This window comes from Streptomyces gardneri, from assembly GCF_006539185.1.
GTDB lineage: Bacteria > Actinomycetota > Actinomycetes > Streptomycetales > Streptomycetaceae > Streptomyces > Streptomyces gardneri.
In genome coordinates this window covers 1-14,897 of record NZ_BJMN01000005.1, presented here as the reverse complement: position 1 = coordinate 14,897, position 14,897 = coordinate 1, and the positions used below count along the sequence as shown (strand labels likewise).

Sequence of the window (14,897 nt, the reverse complement as noted above, 5' to 3'; positions counted from 1 at the left end):
CGAGCCTCCCAGTAGCACTGGTTCCACGTTCCGACATCGAGCGATCCTCTCCCCTCTGGCTGATCATGGGACGGAGGTGAACCGATGACCGAAGTGCTTCTGCTCGTGCTGGCGCTCCTGCTCTCGCTCGCGTGCGGCGCCTTCGTCGCGGCCGAGTTCTCGCTGACGACGGTCGAGCGCGGCGAGCTCGAAGCCGCCGCCGAGCGCGGCGAGCGCGGCGCGGCGGGCGCCCTCAAGGCCGTCCGTTCGCTGACCTTCCAGCTCTCCGGAGCCCAGCTCGGCATCACCGTCACCAACCTGGTCGTCGGCATGCTCGCCGAGCCCTCGGTCGCCAAGCTGATCCAGGGCCCGGTCGAGGCCCTCGGCCTCTCCCCCGCGGTGGCCTCCTCGGTCGCCCTCGTCCTCGGCACCGCCCTGTCGACCGTCGTCCTGATGGTCGTCGGCGAGCTGGTCCCGAAGAACTGGGCGATCTCCTCGCCCCTCGCGGTCGCGAAGGTGGTGGCGACCCCGCAGCGGGTGTTCACGGCCGCCTTCAAGCCGCTGATCAGCCACCTCAACAACACCGCGAACCGCATCCTGCGCCGGCTCGGCATGGAGCCGACCGAGGAGCTGGCCTCCGCGCGCTCCCCGCAGGAGCTCGTGGCGCTCGCCCGGCACTCCGCGAAGGAGGGCGCCCTGGAGGCGGACACGGCCGAGCTGTTCGTCCGTACGCTCAACCTGGCGGAGCTGACCGCCGAGAACGTGATGACGCCCCGCGTCCAGGTCACCGCCCTGGAGGTGCAGGCCACCGCCGAGGACGTGGCGAACGCGACCCGCGCGACCGGCCTCTCCCGCTTCCCCGTCTACCGGGGCAACCTCGACTCGGTCGTCGGCATCGCCCACATCAAGGACGTGCTGGCCATACCGGCCGGCGAGCGGGCGCGCCGCCGCATCGGCGAGATGCTGCGCGAGCCGCTGCTCGTCCCGGAGACCCTGACCGTGGACCGTCTCCTCGACCGGCTCTCCGGCAAGCAGACGATGGCCGTCGTCATCGACGAGTACGGCGGCACGGCCGGGGTCGTGACCCTGGAGGACATCGTCGAGGAGGTCGTCGGCGAGGTCCGCGACGAGCACGACCCGCACGAGACGCCCGACCTGGCCCGAGCGGGCGAGGACGCGGACGGCCGCGAGCTGTGGTCCGCCGACGGCGCCGCCCGTACGGACCAGGTGGGGGCCATCGGCCTCCGGGTGCCGGACGGCCCGTACGAGACGCTCGCGGGTGTCGTCGCCAACGAGCTGGGACGTATCCCGGCCGTCGGCGACACCGTGGAGCTGGCGGGCTGGCGGCTGGACGTCGTGGACGCCTCCGGGCGGCGCGCGGCGCGCGTGCTGATGCACGCCCCCGCACACACCGCCTCGCACGACTCCGACGAGACCGGGGAGGCCGGCCGATGATCGTGATCCAGCTGTTGATCGGTCTGCTGACCCTGGTCGTCAACGCGTTCTTCGTCGGCGCCGAGTTCGCCCTGATCTCGGTCCGCCGCAGTCAGGTCGAGCCGCTGGCCGAGGCCGGGAACCGGCGGGCGCGCAGCGTCGTCTGGGGCCTGGAGCACGTCTCCGCGCTGCTCGCGGCGGCCCAGCTCGGCATCACGCTCTGCACCCTGGTCCTCGGCATCGTCGCCGAGCCGGCCATCGCGCACCTCCTGGAGCCGGTCTTCGACGCGGTGGGCGTGCCGCACGGCCTGGTGCACCCGATCTCGTTCGTGATCGCGCTGAGCGTGGCCACCTATCTGCACATGCTGCTCGGCGAGATGGTCCCGAAGAACATCGCGCTCGCCGAGCCGACGCGCACCGCGCTGGCCCTCGGCCCGCCGCTGGTGACGCTCGCCCGGGCGCTGCGGCCGGTGATCTTCACGATCAACGCCTTCGCCAACGCGCTGCTCAAGCTGCTGCGGGTGGAGGTCAAGGACGAGGTCGCCGCGACGTTCTCGGACGACGAGCTGGCCCGTATGGTCACCGACGCGGGTCATGCCGGGCTCCTGGACGACCGGGCCGCCGAGCGGCTGCACGACGCCCTGGAGCTGGGCCGCCGTCCGGTGCGGGACGTCGTGATGCCGGCGGAGAAGGTCGTGTACGCGCAGGTCGGCACCACTCCGGAGGAGCTGGAGGTCCTGTCGGCCTCGACGGGCTACTCGCGCTTCCCGGTGGTCGACGCGGAGCGCAGGATCCTCGGCTATCTGCACGTCAAGGACGCCCTGGACGTCACCCCGCGCGATCTGCCGTTCCCGGTGTCGGCGCTGCGGCCGATCGCCCGGGTCCGGGCGGAGACGCCGCTGGACGACGTCCTGACCGCGATGCGCCGGAGCCGGACGCATCTGGCGGCGGTCCTCGACGAGGACGGCAAGCCGAGCGGTCTCGTGACGATGGAGGACGTGCTGCGCGAACTGGTGGGGCGCCCGGCGGCACCGTGAGCCGTGTGAACGCCGACTGCGCGCCATGACGAAGGGCCCCGGATTTCTTCCGGGGCCCTTCGGGGTTCTCGGGGGCGTACGAGGGCTCAGAGCGCGGTGGCGGTCAGCCAGGCGTCGAGGAGGGCGCGGTCGCCGGTGTGGGCGAAGCGCGGGTCGTCGGCGGCGTAGCGGCGGTGCAGGAGGAGGAGCAGGTCGCCGCTGTCGCCGGTGACGCTCGCGGTCGGTTCCGTACGGGCGGCGGACGCCTCGCTTCCGCGCCGCCAGGTGAAGCCGCCCCCGCCGAGCATGAGCGTCCAGACGGTCCCGGTGTCGCGGGCCGTGAGCCGGAGCAGGTCGGCGTCGCGGTCGAGGTGGGCGATCCGCTCGGCGGTCCACGGCACGTACAGGAGGGTGGCGAGGTGGTGCTCGATGCCCTCGGCGGCCGTGTCGGGGTCGACCGGTTCCGCCGTCCCGGCCAGGGCGATCTGGGCGTCGGCGAGGTGCACGACGGCCTCGAAGAGCACATGGCGCGGGTAGTAGCCGGCGCGCGGTTCGGGTCCCGGGGACCAGAGCGGGGTGTCCGGGTCGGCGGCGCGCAGGGTCGTGACGAGGGCCTCGGCGCCGGCGGCGAGCCAGCCGGGGTACGCGGCGGGGTGCCCCGGCAGGTCGAGCGGGACGTCCTGGGCGGAGACGCGGGCGGTGGCCCGGGTGCGGACGAGGTGCTCGGCCCAGTGGTGGACGGTGCCGAGGTGCCGGGTCAGCTCGGCGAGGGTCCAGCCGGGGCAGGTGGGCACGGGGGTGGCGGGGTCGGCGTCCCGGACGGTGGCGACGAAGCGGCGGGCCTGCCGGGCGAGGGCCTCGCAGGCGGCGGCGTGGGTGTCCTCGGTGAGGCCGAAGCCTTCGGAGACCTTGAGCAGTTCGTCCCGCCAGGGGCCTTCCGGGTGGCGCAGGGCCGCCGCGCGGAAGTGCCCGTCGAGGGCGCGGCGGTCGGCCGCCGGGAGCGCGGAGAGCGTGGCCGCGGTGCCCTCCAGCCACTTCACGGCCGTGTCGGGGTCCAGGACCTCGTCGTCGCTCGTCTCGACGGCCGTCACCAGCTCGGCCAGGGCCTCCGCCAGTGTGCTCAGGAGCGCGTCGCTCATCGGATCTTTCCCCTCCGGGTCCTCCACGGCATCCCGCGCATACCGCGCGGTATGATCTCTCCGCCATGGAGATCAATGCCACCTACACCAGTCTCGTCGCCCTCGGCGACAGCTTCACCGAGGGTATGTCGGACCTGAAGCCCGACGGCTCGTACCGGGGCTGGGCCGACGTCCTCGCGGGCCGGCTCGCCGCCCGTACGCCCGACTTCCGCTACGCGAACCTCGCCGTGCGCGGAAAGCTCATCGGCCAGATCGTCGACGAACAAGTCGACCTGGCCGCAGGCATGAAGGCCGATGTGGTGACCCTGGTCGGCGGCCTCAACGACACCCTCCGGCCCAAGGTCGACATGGTCCGCGTGCGGGACCTGCTCACCGAGGCAGTGGAACGCCTCACACCCTCCTGCAAGCAGCTGGTCCTGATGCGCAGCCCCGGTCGCGAGGGGCCGGTGATGGAGCGCTTCCGCCCCCGCATGGAGGAGCTCTTCATCCACCTCGACGAGCTCGCCGCGCGGCACGGCGCCCTGGTCGTCGACCTGTACGGGACGCCGGCGCTCGGCGATCCCCGGCTGTGGGACGTGGACCGGCTCCATCTGACCGGCGACGGGCACCGGCGGGTGGCCGAGGCCGTGTGGCAGACGCTGGGCCTCCCCGCGGAGGAGGACTGGCGGGTCCCGCTGCCCGCGGCCGGGCGGCCCGCCTGGGCGAGCCGGCGGATCGCGGACGCCCGCTTCGCCAAGGAGCACCTGGGCCCGTGGATCGGACGGCGACTGACCGGCCGTTCCTCCGGCGACGGCCGCGCGCCCAAGCGCCCCCAGCTGCTGCCCTACGAGTCGCCGGCCGGTCCGTGAGCCGACGGCGGGTCACCTCCGTGACCTGCGTCTCGTAGCAAGCTCCACATAGGACCGTGGCGCTGGCCTGCAGAAACCGCCAGTAGACTCTCTCCACGTGACTGCTGTGACTGCGAAGCCCCGCATCCCCAACGTTCTGGCCGGCCGCTACGCCTCCGCGGAGCTCGCCGTCCTCTGGTCCCCCGAGCAGAAGGTGAAGCTGGAGCGTCAGCTGTGGCTCGCCGTGCTGCGAGCGCAGAAGGACCTCGGGATCGAGGTTCCGGACGCCGCCCTCGCCGACTACGAGCGCGTTCTCGACCAGGTCGACCTCGGCTCCATCGCCGAGCGCGAGAAGGTCACCCGGCACGACGTGAAGGCCCGGATCGAGGAGTTCAACGCCCTCGCCGGCCACGAGCACGTCCACAAGGGCATGACCTCGCGCGACCTCACCGAGAACGTCGAGCAGCTCCAGATCCGCCTCTCCCTGGAGCTGATGCGCGACCGTACGGTCGCCGTACTCGGCCGCCTCGGCAAGCTCTCCGCCGAGTACGCGGAGCTGGTCATGGCGGGCCGCTCGCACAACGTCGCCGCCCAGGCGACCACCCTCGGCAAGCGTTTCGCGACCGCCTCGGACGAGCTGCTCGTGGCGTACGCGCGTCTTGAGGAGCTCCTCGGCCGCTACCCGCTGCGCGGCATCAAGGGCCCGGTCGGCACCGCCCAGGACATGCTGGACCTGCTCGGCGGCGACGCCGGCAAGCTGGCGGACCTGGAGCAGCGGATCGCCGGTCACCTCGGCTTCGCCAACGCCTTCACCTCGGTCGGCCAGGTCTACCCGCGCTCGCTCGACTACGACGTGGTCACCTCGCTGGTGCAGCTGGCCGCCGCGCCGTCGTCGATCGCCAAGACGATCCGCCTGATGGCGGGCCACGAGCTGGTCACGGAGGGCTTCAAGCCCGGCCAGGTCGGCTCCTCGGCGATGCCGCACAAGATGAACACCCGCTCCTGCGAGCGCGTCAACGGCCTGATGGTCATCCTGCGCGGCTACGCGTCCATGACCGGCGAGCTGGCCGGCGACCAGTGGAACGAGGGCGACGTGTCCTGCTCCGTGGTCCGCCGCGTCGCCCTGCCGGACGCCTTCTTCGCGCTGGACGGCCTCCTGGAGACCTTCCTGACCGTGCTCGACGAGTTCGGCGCCTTCCCGGCCGTCGTCGCCCGCGAGCTCGACCGGTACCTCCCCTTCCTGGCGACCACCAAGGTCCTCATGGGCGCCGTGCGCGCCGGGGTCGGCCGCGAGGTCGCCCACGAGGCCATCAAGGAGAACGCCGTCGCCTCCGCCCTCGCCATGCGCGAGCAGGGCGCCGAGCGCAACGAGCTCCTCGACAAGCTGGCCGCCGACGACCGGATCCCGCTGGACCGGGCGCAGCTCGACGAGCTGATGGCCGACAAGCTGTCCTTCACGGGCGCGGCCGCCGACCAGGTCGCGGTCGTGGTCTCCCGTATCGAGGAGATCCTCAAGCAGCACCCGGAGGCCGCCGCCTACGCCCCGGGCGCGATCCTCTGACCCGAACCCCCCGGTTCACCAAGGCCGAGCTGGAGGCCGCCCGCGACCGCGTCGTTCCCGACGTGGTGGCGGGCGGCCTTTCCGTGCTCTTCTGCGGGATCAACCCGGGTCTCATGACGGCGGCGACGGGCCACCACTTCGCCCGCCCAGGCAACCGGTTCTGGCCGGTCCTCCACCTGTCCGGGTTCACTCCGAGGCAGCTGCGGCCGGACGAGCAGGCGGAGCTCCTGTCGTACGGGCTCGGGATCACGAACGTCGTGGCGCGGGCGACCGCGCGGGCCGACGAGCTGAGCCGGGAGGAGTACGTCGAGGGCGGCCGGATCCTGACCGCCAAGGTCGAGCGCCTCGCGCCGCGGTGGCTCGCGGTCGTCGGGGTCACGGCGTATCGCACGGCCTTCGGCGAGCCGAAGGCCGTCATCGGGCCGCAGGAGCGCATGATCGGTTCCACCCGGGTCTGGGCCCTGCCCAACCCGAGCGGCCTCAACGCCCACTGGACGGCGGCGACGATGGCCGAGGAGTACGCCAGGCTCCGGGAGGCCGCGCGGGCGCCCGGTCCGTGAAGGGAGCGCCCGTGGAGTGGGGCGACTACCGGCCGTTCCAGCCGGTCGAGGACGGTCCGATGGAGGGCATGGCCCCGGTGGCCGCGCGCCGGGAGTACGAGCACCGGATGGCGACCAAGGACGAGCGGCTCGCGGTGCTCGCCACTCTGGTCGGCGCGAACGGGCTGCGGCTCGGCACGGACGACGAGGCGCTCGACTCGCTGGAGGGCTGGTACCTCGCCCAGGTCGAGCCCGAGGCAGAGGGGGCCACACGGCCACGACCGCTGTGGATCGCGGTCGCCTACGACCTGGGACTCCACCTGGGCGACACGATCATCGCGCGGGCTCCCGGGCTCTCCTGGACCTTCTACAGGTCGCGGGCGGGAGCGCGCGACGTCGCGCATCAGCACCCGGTGATCATGGGGTTCACCCGGCTCCGGAACAAGCGCTACAACGTCGACCCGTTCCCCTTCGCGGTCGGCACGGGTGGCAGCTCGCTCGGGGGTCGTGACGCGCGGGGCAGCTTCCGGAACTTCGTCGACTCGGCCGTCCTGTACGCCTGAGCGCCGACCGTCACGCCGGCGGGTCGACTGTAGTGAGCACGGCGAGCAGCTGGAACGGCAGTTCCTTGTCCCACTGGGAGACGCCGAGGCCGATCCACAGCCCGTCGGCCCGCCACAGGCGCAGGTCCGGGGTGTGGCAGCTGAGGGTGGACCAGGGCTCGGGTATCGACTCGTCCTCCATGCTCCGCTCCAGGACGGGCCCCAGGTCGAGCTCCCGGGGCTCGCCCCAGCGCGCGGTGAGCAGGGCGCCGAGCCCGTCCCGTTCCGCCTCGTACTGGTCCTCGACGATCGGGCGGCGCGTGCCGTCGTCCTCCCAGAAGTCCTCGCTGGTCGCGAGCTCCGCCAGGTGGTGGTCCGGGCCGCCTCCGAACCCCCGGGCCCTGAGTAAGTCGATCGCTGCCAGATGGTCTGCCGTGGTCATGGCTCCAGTAAAGCCCCCACCACTGACAGTTGGCGTCGCGTCAGAAAGCAAGGGGGCCGACGGACCGCGGGCGAATCCACAGCGTGATGGGGGCGGCACTCGCCGCGCCGGGGCCCATTGAGTACCATCCGCCGAAGAGGTGCACGAGCTGGGAGGACACACTGTGGGGCGGCTGACCGGCGGGGATCCGTCTCTGCTGCGGCGGATCAACTCCGCGGTGGTACTCCATGCGCTGCGCGGCGCCGACGCGCCCACGCTCACGGACCTGACCCGGATCACGGGTCTGTCCCGGCCGACGGTCGAAGGTGTCGTCGAGGGACTCATGGAGGGCGGGCTCGTCGTCGAGTCCGCGCCCGAGGAGGGCGAGGCCCGGCGCCAGGGGCGTCCGGCGCGGAGGTTCCGCTTCCGTGCGGAGGCCGGCCACCTCCTCGGCATCGAGATCGGCCCGCACCGCGTGGCCGCGCTGCTGTCCGGTCTGGACGGCCGGATCATCGGCGCCGGCTCCCGCGAGGTTTCGGAGACCGCCCCCGAGGACGAGCGCCTGGACAAGGTGCGCGCGGTCGTCGCTGACGTGCTGCGCAGGGCCGGGGTCGCCCGGTCCAATCTGCGGGCCGTCGGCGTCGGGACGCCCGGCATCGTGGAGGCCGACGGCACGGTTCGCCTCGGCACGGCGCTGCCCGGCTGGACGGGCCTCGCGCTCGGCGAGCGGCTGCGCCGCTCCTTCCGCTGCCCGGTGATCGTCGAGAACGACGCGAACGCGGCGGCGGTCGCCGAGCACTGGAAGGGTGCCGCGACCGATTCGGACGACATCGTCTTCGTCCTTGCCGGGCTGAGCCCGGGCGCCGGTTCGCTGATCGGCGGCCGGCTGCACCGCGGCTACGGCGGCGCGGCCGGGGAGATCGGCGCCCTGCACCTCCTGGGCCGCGGGGTCACCCCCGAGCACCTGCTGTCGACCACCGACGAGCCGCTGCACCCGCTGGACGAGCAGGCGGTCGCCGAGGTGTTCGCGCTGGCCCGGAAGGGCGACGCGCGGGCGGAGGCCGCGGTGGACCGGTTCATCCAGCGGCTCGTGCACGACGTCGCGGCGCTGGTGCTCGCGATCGACCCCGAGCTGGTGGTCGTCGGCGGCTGGGCCGCCGGGCTCGACGGGGTCCTCCCGCCGCTCCGTGAGGAGCTGGCGCGCTTCTGCCTGCGGCCGCCGCGCGTGGTGCTCTCGCTGCTGGGCGAGGCCGCCGTGGGCACGGGTGCGCTGCGCCTCGCCCTGGACCACGTCGAGGAGCAGCTCTTCGCGGTCGACGGAACGGTGACGGCCCGCCGCTGAACCGCCGGTCGTGGCGGTCCCTCGACGGGCCGGTGCGCGCGGAGCGCGGGTGTCAGGAGGCCATCACCAGGTCGACCGAGTCGCCGAAGGTGAGGCGGCAGGTGTCGGCGCGGTACGTGGCCACCGAGACGGCGGCGGTGCGCCCCTCGGAGAGGTAGCGGGTCGTCACGACGAGGACGGGCGCGCCGGGCAGCCGGTCGAGCTCCTTGGCGTCGTCGGCGCGGGCCGAACCGAGCTCCACGGAGCGGTCCTGGCCGTCGAGCGCGAGGTGCTGGAGCTCGCGCAGCACCGTGCGGGCCCGGGCGGGTCCGGCGGGGGCGTCGATGGCGCTGAGGCCCGGCACGGACGCGGCGGGCACGTACAGCAGCTCGGCGGCGACCGGCTGGCCCTGGGTGACGCGGATGCGGCGGACGATGTGCACGCGCTCGCCGGCTTCGGTCTCCAGGACGCGCGCGACGGCGGCCGGAACGACGTCCGAGGCGGAGTCCTGGGGCTGCCAGGTCTCGTCGCCGACGCCGGGCCAGGCGTGCTGGGCGGTGGAGACGTCCACGCCGACGCGCGGCGGGGCGACCGTGGTGCCGACGCCGCGGCGGCGCTGGAGGCGGCCTTCCAGCTCCAGCTGCTCCAGGGCCTGGCGGAGCGTGGCACGGGCGACGCCGAAGCGCGCCGCGAGCTCCCGCTCGTTGGGCAGGATCTCTCCGACGGCGAAGTCCGAGTCGAGCGCTTCGCCGATCACTGTCTTGAGGTGCTGGTACTTCGGCTCCGGTACCGATTCCAGCTGCGTGGTCCCCACCCTGATCCTCCGCAATTCGCCGTGTCCCGCGGCGTTTTTCCGCGCCCTTGTTTATTAAAGGTTCCTGCACTAACTCTGCGACCATAAGGCGAGCCACCCCCTTGGTCAAGACCAATCCTCCGTCAAACGACCCCGAATGTGACCCTCTGACCTAGATCGTTCACAGGACGTTCGCGCCCTTGTGTGCCCGGCGCAGCAAACGACCCCGTCTCCGGGGGGACGGGAGACGGGGCCGGAGGCAGAGCCGGGGTGGTCCGGGGGGGGGTCCGGGACCTGGTGATCCTCAGAGGTCGGTGGCGAGGCTCTGGAGCTTGTCGGGGTTGCGGATGATGTAGACGCACTGGACGCGACCGTCGCGCACCTCGACCTGGAAGACCGAGTCCGGCCTGCCGTCCAGGAAGGCGACCACGGCGGGGCCGCCGTTGAGCTCGGCGAAGCGGTACTCGTACACGCTCTCCGACCCCTTCGCCACGCCGCAGAGGAAGCGGCCGACCTTGTCGGCGGTGTCGATGATCCGCAGCGGGGCCTTCGACTTGCCTCCGCTGTCGCCGACGAGGCGCGCGTCCGGGGCGAGCAGGGAGAGGAGCTCGGCGAGGTCGCCGCCGGCCGCGGCGGCGAGGAAGCGCTCGGTGAGGTCGCGGCGCTCGGTCGGGTCGACGTCGTAGCGCGGCTTGCCCTCGTCGACGTGCCGCCGGGCCCGGCCGGCGAGCTGGCGCACGGCCGCCTCGGACCGGTCGAGCGCGGTGGCGATCTCCGCGAAGGGGAAGCCGAAGGCCTCGCGCAGCACGAAGACGGCCCGCTCCAGGGGGGAGAGGGATTCCAGGACGACGAGGACCGCCAGCGAGACGGAGTCGGCCAGCAGGGCGCGCTCGACGGTGTCGGGTGCGGTCGACCCGAAGTCGGTGACGACGGGTTCCGGCAGCCAGGGGCCGACGTAGGACTCGCGGCGCGCCTGGGCCTGCCGCAGCCGGTCGATGGCGAGCCTGGTGGTGATGCGTACGAGGAAGGCGCGCGGCTCGCGGACGGCGGCGCGGTCCTCGGCGGTCCAGCGGAGCCAGGCCTCCTGGACGACGTCCTCGGCGTCGGCGGCGCGTCCGAGCATCCGGTAGGCGACACCGAGGAGCATCCGGCGGTGTTCCTCGAAGAGGTCGGTGAGGGTGTCGGTCGACGTGGTCGGGGTATCGGTGGGCACCGGTCCATCCCAGCCGACCACCGCCGCCCTGTCCAGTTTCGGCCCCTGGTCTTGAACTACCGGCTACCGAACGGTAATTCTAGCTGACGAGTCGTCTAAGTAACCGCAGGGAGCCGGCATGCCCGCACGGATCGCGTTCTCGATCGAGACCCCTTCGGGTCCCCGTACGACGTCCCTGACGTACGAGCGGAGGGGCGCGGGGGAACCGCTGCTGCTCCTCCACGGCATCGGGCACCACTGGCAGGCCTGGGAGCCGGTGCTCGACATCCTCGCCGGCGAGCGCGAGGTGATCGCCGTCGACCTGCCCGGCTTCGGCGCCTCGGACGGTCTCCCCGAGGACTGCCCCTACGACCTGCCCTCCGTCGTCCCGGTGCTCGGCGCCTTCTGCGAGGCCGTCGGCTTCGACCGGCCGCACGTCGCGGGGAACTCCCTGGGCGGACTGCTCGCGCTCGAACTCGGCCGGGAGAAGCTGGTCCGCTCGGTGACCGCCCTCTCCCCCGCCGGCTTCTGGTCGGAGGCCGAGCGGCGGTACGCCTTCGGGACACTGCGGGCCATGCGGGGCGCGGCCCTGTCGCTGCCCGTGCCGCTGATCGAGCGGCTCTCCCGTACGCCCGCCGGACGGACCGTGCTCACCAGCACCATCTACGCGCGCCCCGGCCGCCGTTCACCCGAGGCGGTCGTCGCCGAGACCCTCGCGCTGCGCGAGGCCACCGGCTTCCACCAGACCCTGGCCGCGGGCCGGGCCGCCCGCTTCCGCGACGACGTGCCCGCCGTCCCGGTGACCGTCGCCTGGGGCACCAGGGACCGGCTGCTCCTGCGCCGCCAGGGCGTCCGCGCCAAGCACGCCCTGCCCGACGCCCGGCTCGTGCGGCTGCCCGGCTGCGGCCACGTGCCCATGAACGACGACCCGGCTCTCGTCGCCCGCGTCGTCCTGGACGGCAGCCGCTGATCCCGCACGTCCGAACAGACCGGTGCCCAGCGCGGCCCCGGCCCCCACGAGGAGACTGCCCGCCGCCTGCGGGAGCCCGAAGGCGGCGCCCGCGACGACGGCGGCACTGAGCGCGGCGGCCACCGGGATCGCCCCGGTGTAGAGGGTGGCCCGCTCCATGCCGATCCGCTGGACGCCCATGTAGAAGAGGACGAATCCGACGACGGTGGCCAGGGCGGCCTGCCAGACCAGGGCGCCCGTCTCCACGGCCGTCGGCATCCGGACGAATCCGGCCCCGTCGACGACGAGGCCGAGGAGTGTCGCCTCGACCGCGCCGATCCCGCACACGGCGGCGGTCAGCAGCTTCGGCCCGAGCAGCCGCAGCACCGGTACGGCGAGCACGGTGAACCCCACCTCGCCCACGAGCGCCGCCACCGACCAGCCGATCCCGGCCGGGTCCGTCCGCCCCCAGCCCTGCACGGTGAAGGCACCGGCCGCGACGAGCAGCGCCCCGTACAGGACGGCGGGGGCGGGCCTGCGGCCCTCGGTCAGCGGGACGAGGACGGCGACGACGACCGGGGCGCACCCGACCAGGACGCCGGGGACGGCCGGTTCGGCGGTCCGTTCGGCGGCGAGCACCGCGAGGTTGAAGCCGACCATGCCGACGGCCGCGACCGCGGCGAGCCGCAGCCAGTGGCGGGGCGTCAGGACCCGGAGCGGGGCCAGTCCGCCACGGCCGAGGAGCGGGAGCAGGAGCAGACAGGCCGCCGCGTACCGCAGCGCCTGCCCGCCCGCGTACGGATAGGCGCCGAGGAGGCTGTTGGCGGTGAAGGAGGCGCCGACGAGGGCGTAGGCGAGGGTCACGAGCAGGACGCCGCGCAGGGAGTTCGCGTTCATGGTCCCGACGTTAGGAAGCGGCGCGGTCCTGGTGGAGGTCCACTTTCCCCGCATCATCGGGGACCACTTCCGTGGAGTGTTCGGAGCCGCTTGCGCGGGGTGTCCGGGGGCCGCTTGCATACGTCTTCGGGGACCACCTCCGTGCCTCCGCCGTTCCTCGGCCTCGCGCGTGGCGTGTCACCCTTGATCCCCGCGCGCGTCAAGAACTCGTCAGGACGCGCAGGGCAGGGCGGGAGGGGCCGTGACGGAGACGGACAGGGAGAGGGAGCCGGTCGAGGGGTACCTGGAGGGGTACGCCGAGATCCTGACCGGGGTGTGCGCGGAGCGCCGCAGGCTCACCCGTGACGAGCGCGAGGCCCTGCGCTCCCGGGGGGAGCGGGCCGCGGAGGTCGGCATCGGCCTGCGGGTCCTCGTCCGCGCCCACCTCTCGGCCGCACAGGGGGTCCTCCCCGAGGTGCCCCACTCCGCCGTCGGACACCTCCTGAGCGCCGTCGAGCAGGCCGTCGACGCCTTCGCCGAGGGGCACGAGCGGGCACAGCGACTGGCGATCCGCCAGGAGGAGGCCGCGCGACGCGAGTTCGTCGACGACCTGCTCTACGGGCGCAGCGACCTCGGGAGGCTCGCCGAACGCGCCGTGCGCTTCGGGCTGCTCCTGTCCCACGCCCACGCCGTGGCCGTGGCGCGGGGCCCGGAGCCGTACGACGACGGCTGCGCGGTCACCCGGGCCGTCGAGTCCTCGCTCCTCGCCCGCTTCGGCGACCGCCGCATCCTGCTCACCACCAAGGACGGGCGACTCGTCTGTCTGGCCCCGGCGGACGAGCCCGAGGTGCTCGCCCACTTCGCCAAGCAGGCGTACGCGGCGACCGACGGCGGCCAGGTCGCGGTCGGCCGCGCGCACCCCGGCGCCGGCGGCGTCGTCCACTCCTACGAGGAGGCCCTCAACGCCCTGGACCTCGCCGTCCACATGGACCTGGACGCCCCGGTCCTCCACGCGGCGGACCTCCTCGTCTACCCGGTCCTCGCCCGCGACCGGCAGGCCATGGCCGATCTCGTCCGGACCGTGCTGGGCCCACTCAAGGAGGCGCGCGGGGGCCCGAAGCCCCTGCTCGACACCCTCACCGCGTACTTCGACACCGGCTGCGTCACCGCGCAGGCGGCCCGGCGCCTCAGCCTGAGCGTGCGGGCGATGACGTACCGCCTCGACCGCATCCACCGTCTGACGGGCTCGGACCCCGGCGATCCGGTCCAGCGCTACACCCTGCAGACGGCCACCGTCGGGGCCCGGCTCCTCGGCTGGCCCGACCAGCCGCTGTAGCTCCCTGAGCTTCCCGCCCCGCCCCTCGCTCCCCGCTCCCCGCTCCCCGCTCCTCGTTCCCCGCTCCTCGTTCCTCGTTCCTCGTTCCTCATTTCCGACGGCATCAAGAACACGTAAAGATTGCCGGAATCCGGCAATGAACATCCGTGCCGTTCCGTGAAAGCCTCCTTCCGGGGGCGGAACGGTCGTACGGAACGGGGTGGCGCGCATGGGGTGGTTTCTGGGTCTCGGCAGCGCGGGTCTCGTCCTGCTGGCTCTCTCCCTGGTCTTCGACGGCCTCCTCGAAGGGTTCTTCGACTCGATCGGCGGCGGGCTCGACGTACTCGACGGGGTCCTCTCGCTCCCGGTGATCGCCGGCTTCGTCTCGGCCCTCGGGTTCACGGGGGCCATCGCCACGGGCGCCGCGGGGGCCGGTGTGGTGGCCGCGACCCTCACGGGCATCGCCGTGGGCGTGCTCGTGGCCTGGCTCACCTGGCGGTTCAGCCGGGCGCTGCTCCGGGACGGCGCGGCGCCCGCGCCACGGGGCGAGGACCTCATGGGGACGTCGGGCGCCGTGGTCACGGCCATTCCCGCCGACGGCTACGGCGAGGTCCTGCTGTATCTGGCCGGGCAGCCGGTGAAGTACGCGGCGAAGGCCGCGGAACCCGTGGCGCGGGGCGCCGAGGTGTGGGTGGAGTCCGTGCTGTCGCCGACGTCGGTGACCGTCCGGCCCGTCGAACGCTGACCCCGGCCCCGTCGAACCTCGGCCCGTCGAGGCCTGCCCCGGCCCCGCTGCCGCCCTCTTCACGTTTCCTTCCATCCAAGGGGAGTTCACCATGAGTCCTGTCCTGGCCGCCGTCGTGGGCATCGTCGTCCTCGTCGTGCTCCTCGGCCTCACCGTCATCACCCGCTACAAGGTCGCCGGGCCCAGCGAGGCGTTCATCATCACGGGCCGACGCGGCAAGCAGGCGACGGATCCCGCCACCGGGAGAG

At 73.2% G+C, this 14,897-nt stretch carries 14 protein-coding genes and 2 pseudogenes; 11 read left to right on the top strand and 5 right to left on the bottom strand.

Annotated features, from left to right (window positions below; genetic code table 11):
* Positions 1–84: 84 nt before the first annotated feature.
* A complete protein-coding gene (locus SGA01_RS02565; protein WP_141292878.1) occupies positions 85–1,434 on the top strand; it encodes a hemolysin family protein in 1,350 nt (449 codons plus the stop codon).
* The gene (locus SGA01_RS02560) at positions 1,431–2,450 is read left to right on the top strand and encodes a hemolysin family protein (protein ID WP_141292876.1); all 1,020 of its coding nucleotides are present in this window, start codon (positions 1,431–1,433) and stop codon (positions 2,448–2,450) included. Before SGA01_RS02565 ends, SGA01_RS02560 begins: the two co-directional genes overlap by 4 nt.
* Positions 2,451–2,536: 86 nt before the next feature.
* Here SGA01_RS02560 and SGA01_RS02555 read toward each other — a convergent pair whose 3' ends face one another.
* Positions 2,537–3,568 (bottom strand): maleylpyruvate isomerase N-terminal domain-containing protein, encoded by a 1,032-nt coding sequence (locus SGA01_RS02555; protein WP_141292874.1) that lies wholly within the window; start codon positions 3,566–3,568, stop codon positions 2,537–2,539.
* Positions 3,569–3,633: 65 nt separating this feature from the next.
* Between SGA01_RS02555 and SGA01_RS02550 the strand changes: the two genes are divergently transcribed.
* From SGA01_RS02550 to SGA01_RS02535, 4 genes are all read left to right on the top strand, one after another.
* Positions 3,634–4,416 (top strand): SGNH/GDSL hydrolase family protein, encoded by a 783-nt coding sequence (locus tag SGA01_RS02550; protein ID WP_141292872.1) that lies wholly within the window; start codon positions 3,634–3,636, stop codon positions 4,414–4,416.
* A 97-nt stretch (positions 4,417–4,513) separates the two neighbouring features.
* Positions 4,514–5,956 carry an adenylosuccinate lyase gene (gene purB / locus SGA01_RS02545; protein WP_141292870.1) on the top strand — a complete coding sequence of 481 codons (1,443 nt, stop codon included), beginning with the start codon at positions 4,514–4,516 and terminating at the stop codon, positions 5,954–5,956.
* 62 nt (positions 5,957–6,018) lie between these two features.
* Positions 6,019–6,516, top strand: coding sequence for a G/U mismatch-specific DNA glycosylase (mug, locus tag SGA01_RS02540; RefSeq protein ID WP_141292868.1), 498 nt, complete (start codon positions 6,019–6,021; stop codon positions 6,514–6,516).
* Between the two features lie 11 nt (positions 6,517–6,527).
* Positions 6,528–7,058: a hypothetical protein gene (locus tag SGA01_RS02535; RefSeq protein WP_141292866.1), complete on the top strand. Its 531-nt coding sequence runs from the start codon at positions 6,528–6,530 to the stop codon at positions 7,056–7,058.
* Positions 7,059–7,068: 10 nt separating this feature from the next.
* Here the strand turns inward: SGA01_RS02535 and SGA01_RS02530 are convergent, their stop codons facing one another.
* Complete coding sequence (locus tag SGA01_RS02530) at positions 7,069–7,479, bottom strand: hypothetical protein (protein ID WP_055644760.1); 411 nt, start codon at positions 7,477–7,479, stop codon at positions 7,069–7,071.
* A 163-nt stretch (positions 7,480–7,642) separates the two neighbouring features.
* On the opposite strand from SGA01_RS02530, the gene SGA01_RS02525 reads away from it, so the two are divergent.
* Entirely contained in the window at positions 7,643–8,800 is a 1,158-nt protein-coding gene (locus SGA01_RS02525) for an ROK family transcriptional regulator (RefSeq protein WP_141292864.1), read from the top strand.
* A 52-nt stretch (positions 8,801–8,852) separates the two neighbouring features.
* Here the strand turns inward: SGA01_RS02525 and SGA01_RS02520 are convergent, their stop codons facing one another.
* Together SGA01_RS02520 and SGA01_RS02515 are read right to left on the bottom strand one after the other, a co-directional pair.
* Positions 8,853–9,593, bottom strand: coding sequence for a GntR family transcriptional regulator (locus tag SGA01_RS02520; protein ID WP_141292862.1), 741 nt, complete (start codon positions 9,591–9,593; stop codon positions 8,853–8,855).
* 283 nt (positions 9,594–9,876) lie between these two features.
* Entirely contained in the window at positions 9,877–10,719 is an 843-nt protein-coding gene (locus SGA01_RS02515; RefSeq protein WP_229917963.1) for an RNA polymerase sigma-70 factor, read from the bottom strand.
* A 184-nt stretch (positions 10,720–10,903) separates the two neighbouring features.
* On the opposite strand from SGA01_RS02515, the gene SGA01_RS02510 reads away from it, so the two are divergent.
* A complete protein-coding gene (locus SGA01_RS02510) occupies positions 10,904–11,734 on the top strand; it encodes an alpha/beta fold hydrolase (RefSeq protein ID WP_079037710.1) in 831 nt (276 codons plus the stop codon).
* Positions 11,735–12,205: 471 nt separating this feature from the next.
* Here SGA01_RS02510 and SGA01_RS43035 read toward each other — a convergent pair.
* Positions 12,206–12,610, bottom strand: a pseudogene (locus SGA01_RS43035) (EamA family transporter); the annotation flags it as partial.
* A gap of 241 nt (positions 12,611–12,851) precedes the next feature.
* On the opposite strand from SGA01_RS43035, the gene SGA01_RS02500 reads away from it, so the two are divergent.
* The 3 genes and pseudogenes from SGA01_RS02500 to SGA01_RS41680 form a co-directional block, all read left to right on the top strand.
* Positions 12,852–13,925, top strand: coding sequence for a PucR family transcriptional regulator (locus SGA01_RS02500; RefSeq protein ID WP_141292858.1), 1,074 nt, complete (start codon positions 12,852–12,854; stop codon positions 13,923–13,925).
* Between the two features lie 208 nt (positions 13,926–14,133).
* Complete coding sequence (locus tag SGA01_RS02495) at positions 14,134–14,649, top strand: NfeD C-terminal domain-containing protein (RefSeq protein WP_141292856.1); 516 nt, start codon at positions 14,134–14,136, stop codon at positions 14,647–14,649.
* Between the two features lie 91 nt (positions 14,650–14,740).
* A pseudogene (locus SGA01_RS41680) lies at positions 14,741–14,897 on the top strand (flotillin family protein); the annotation flags it as partial.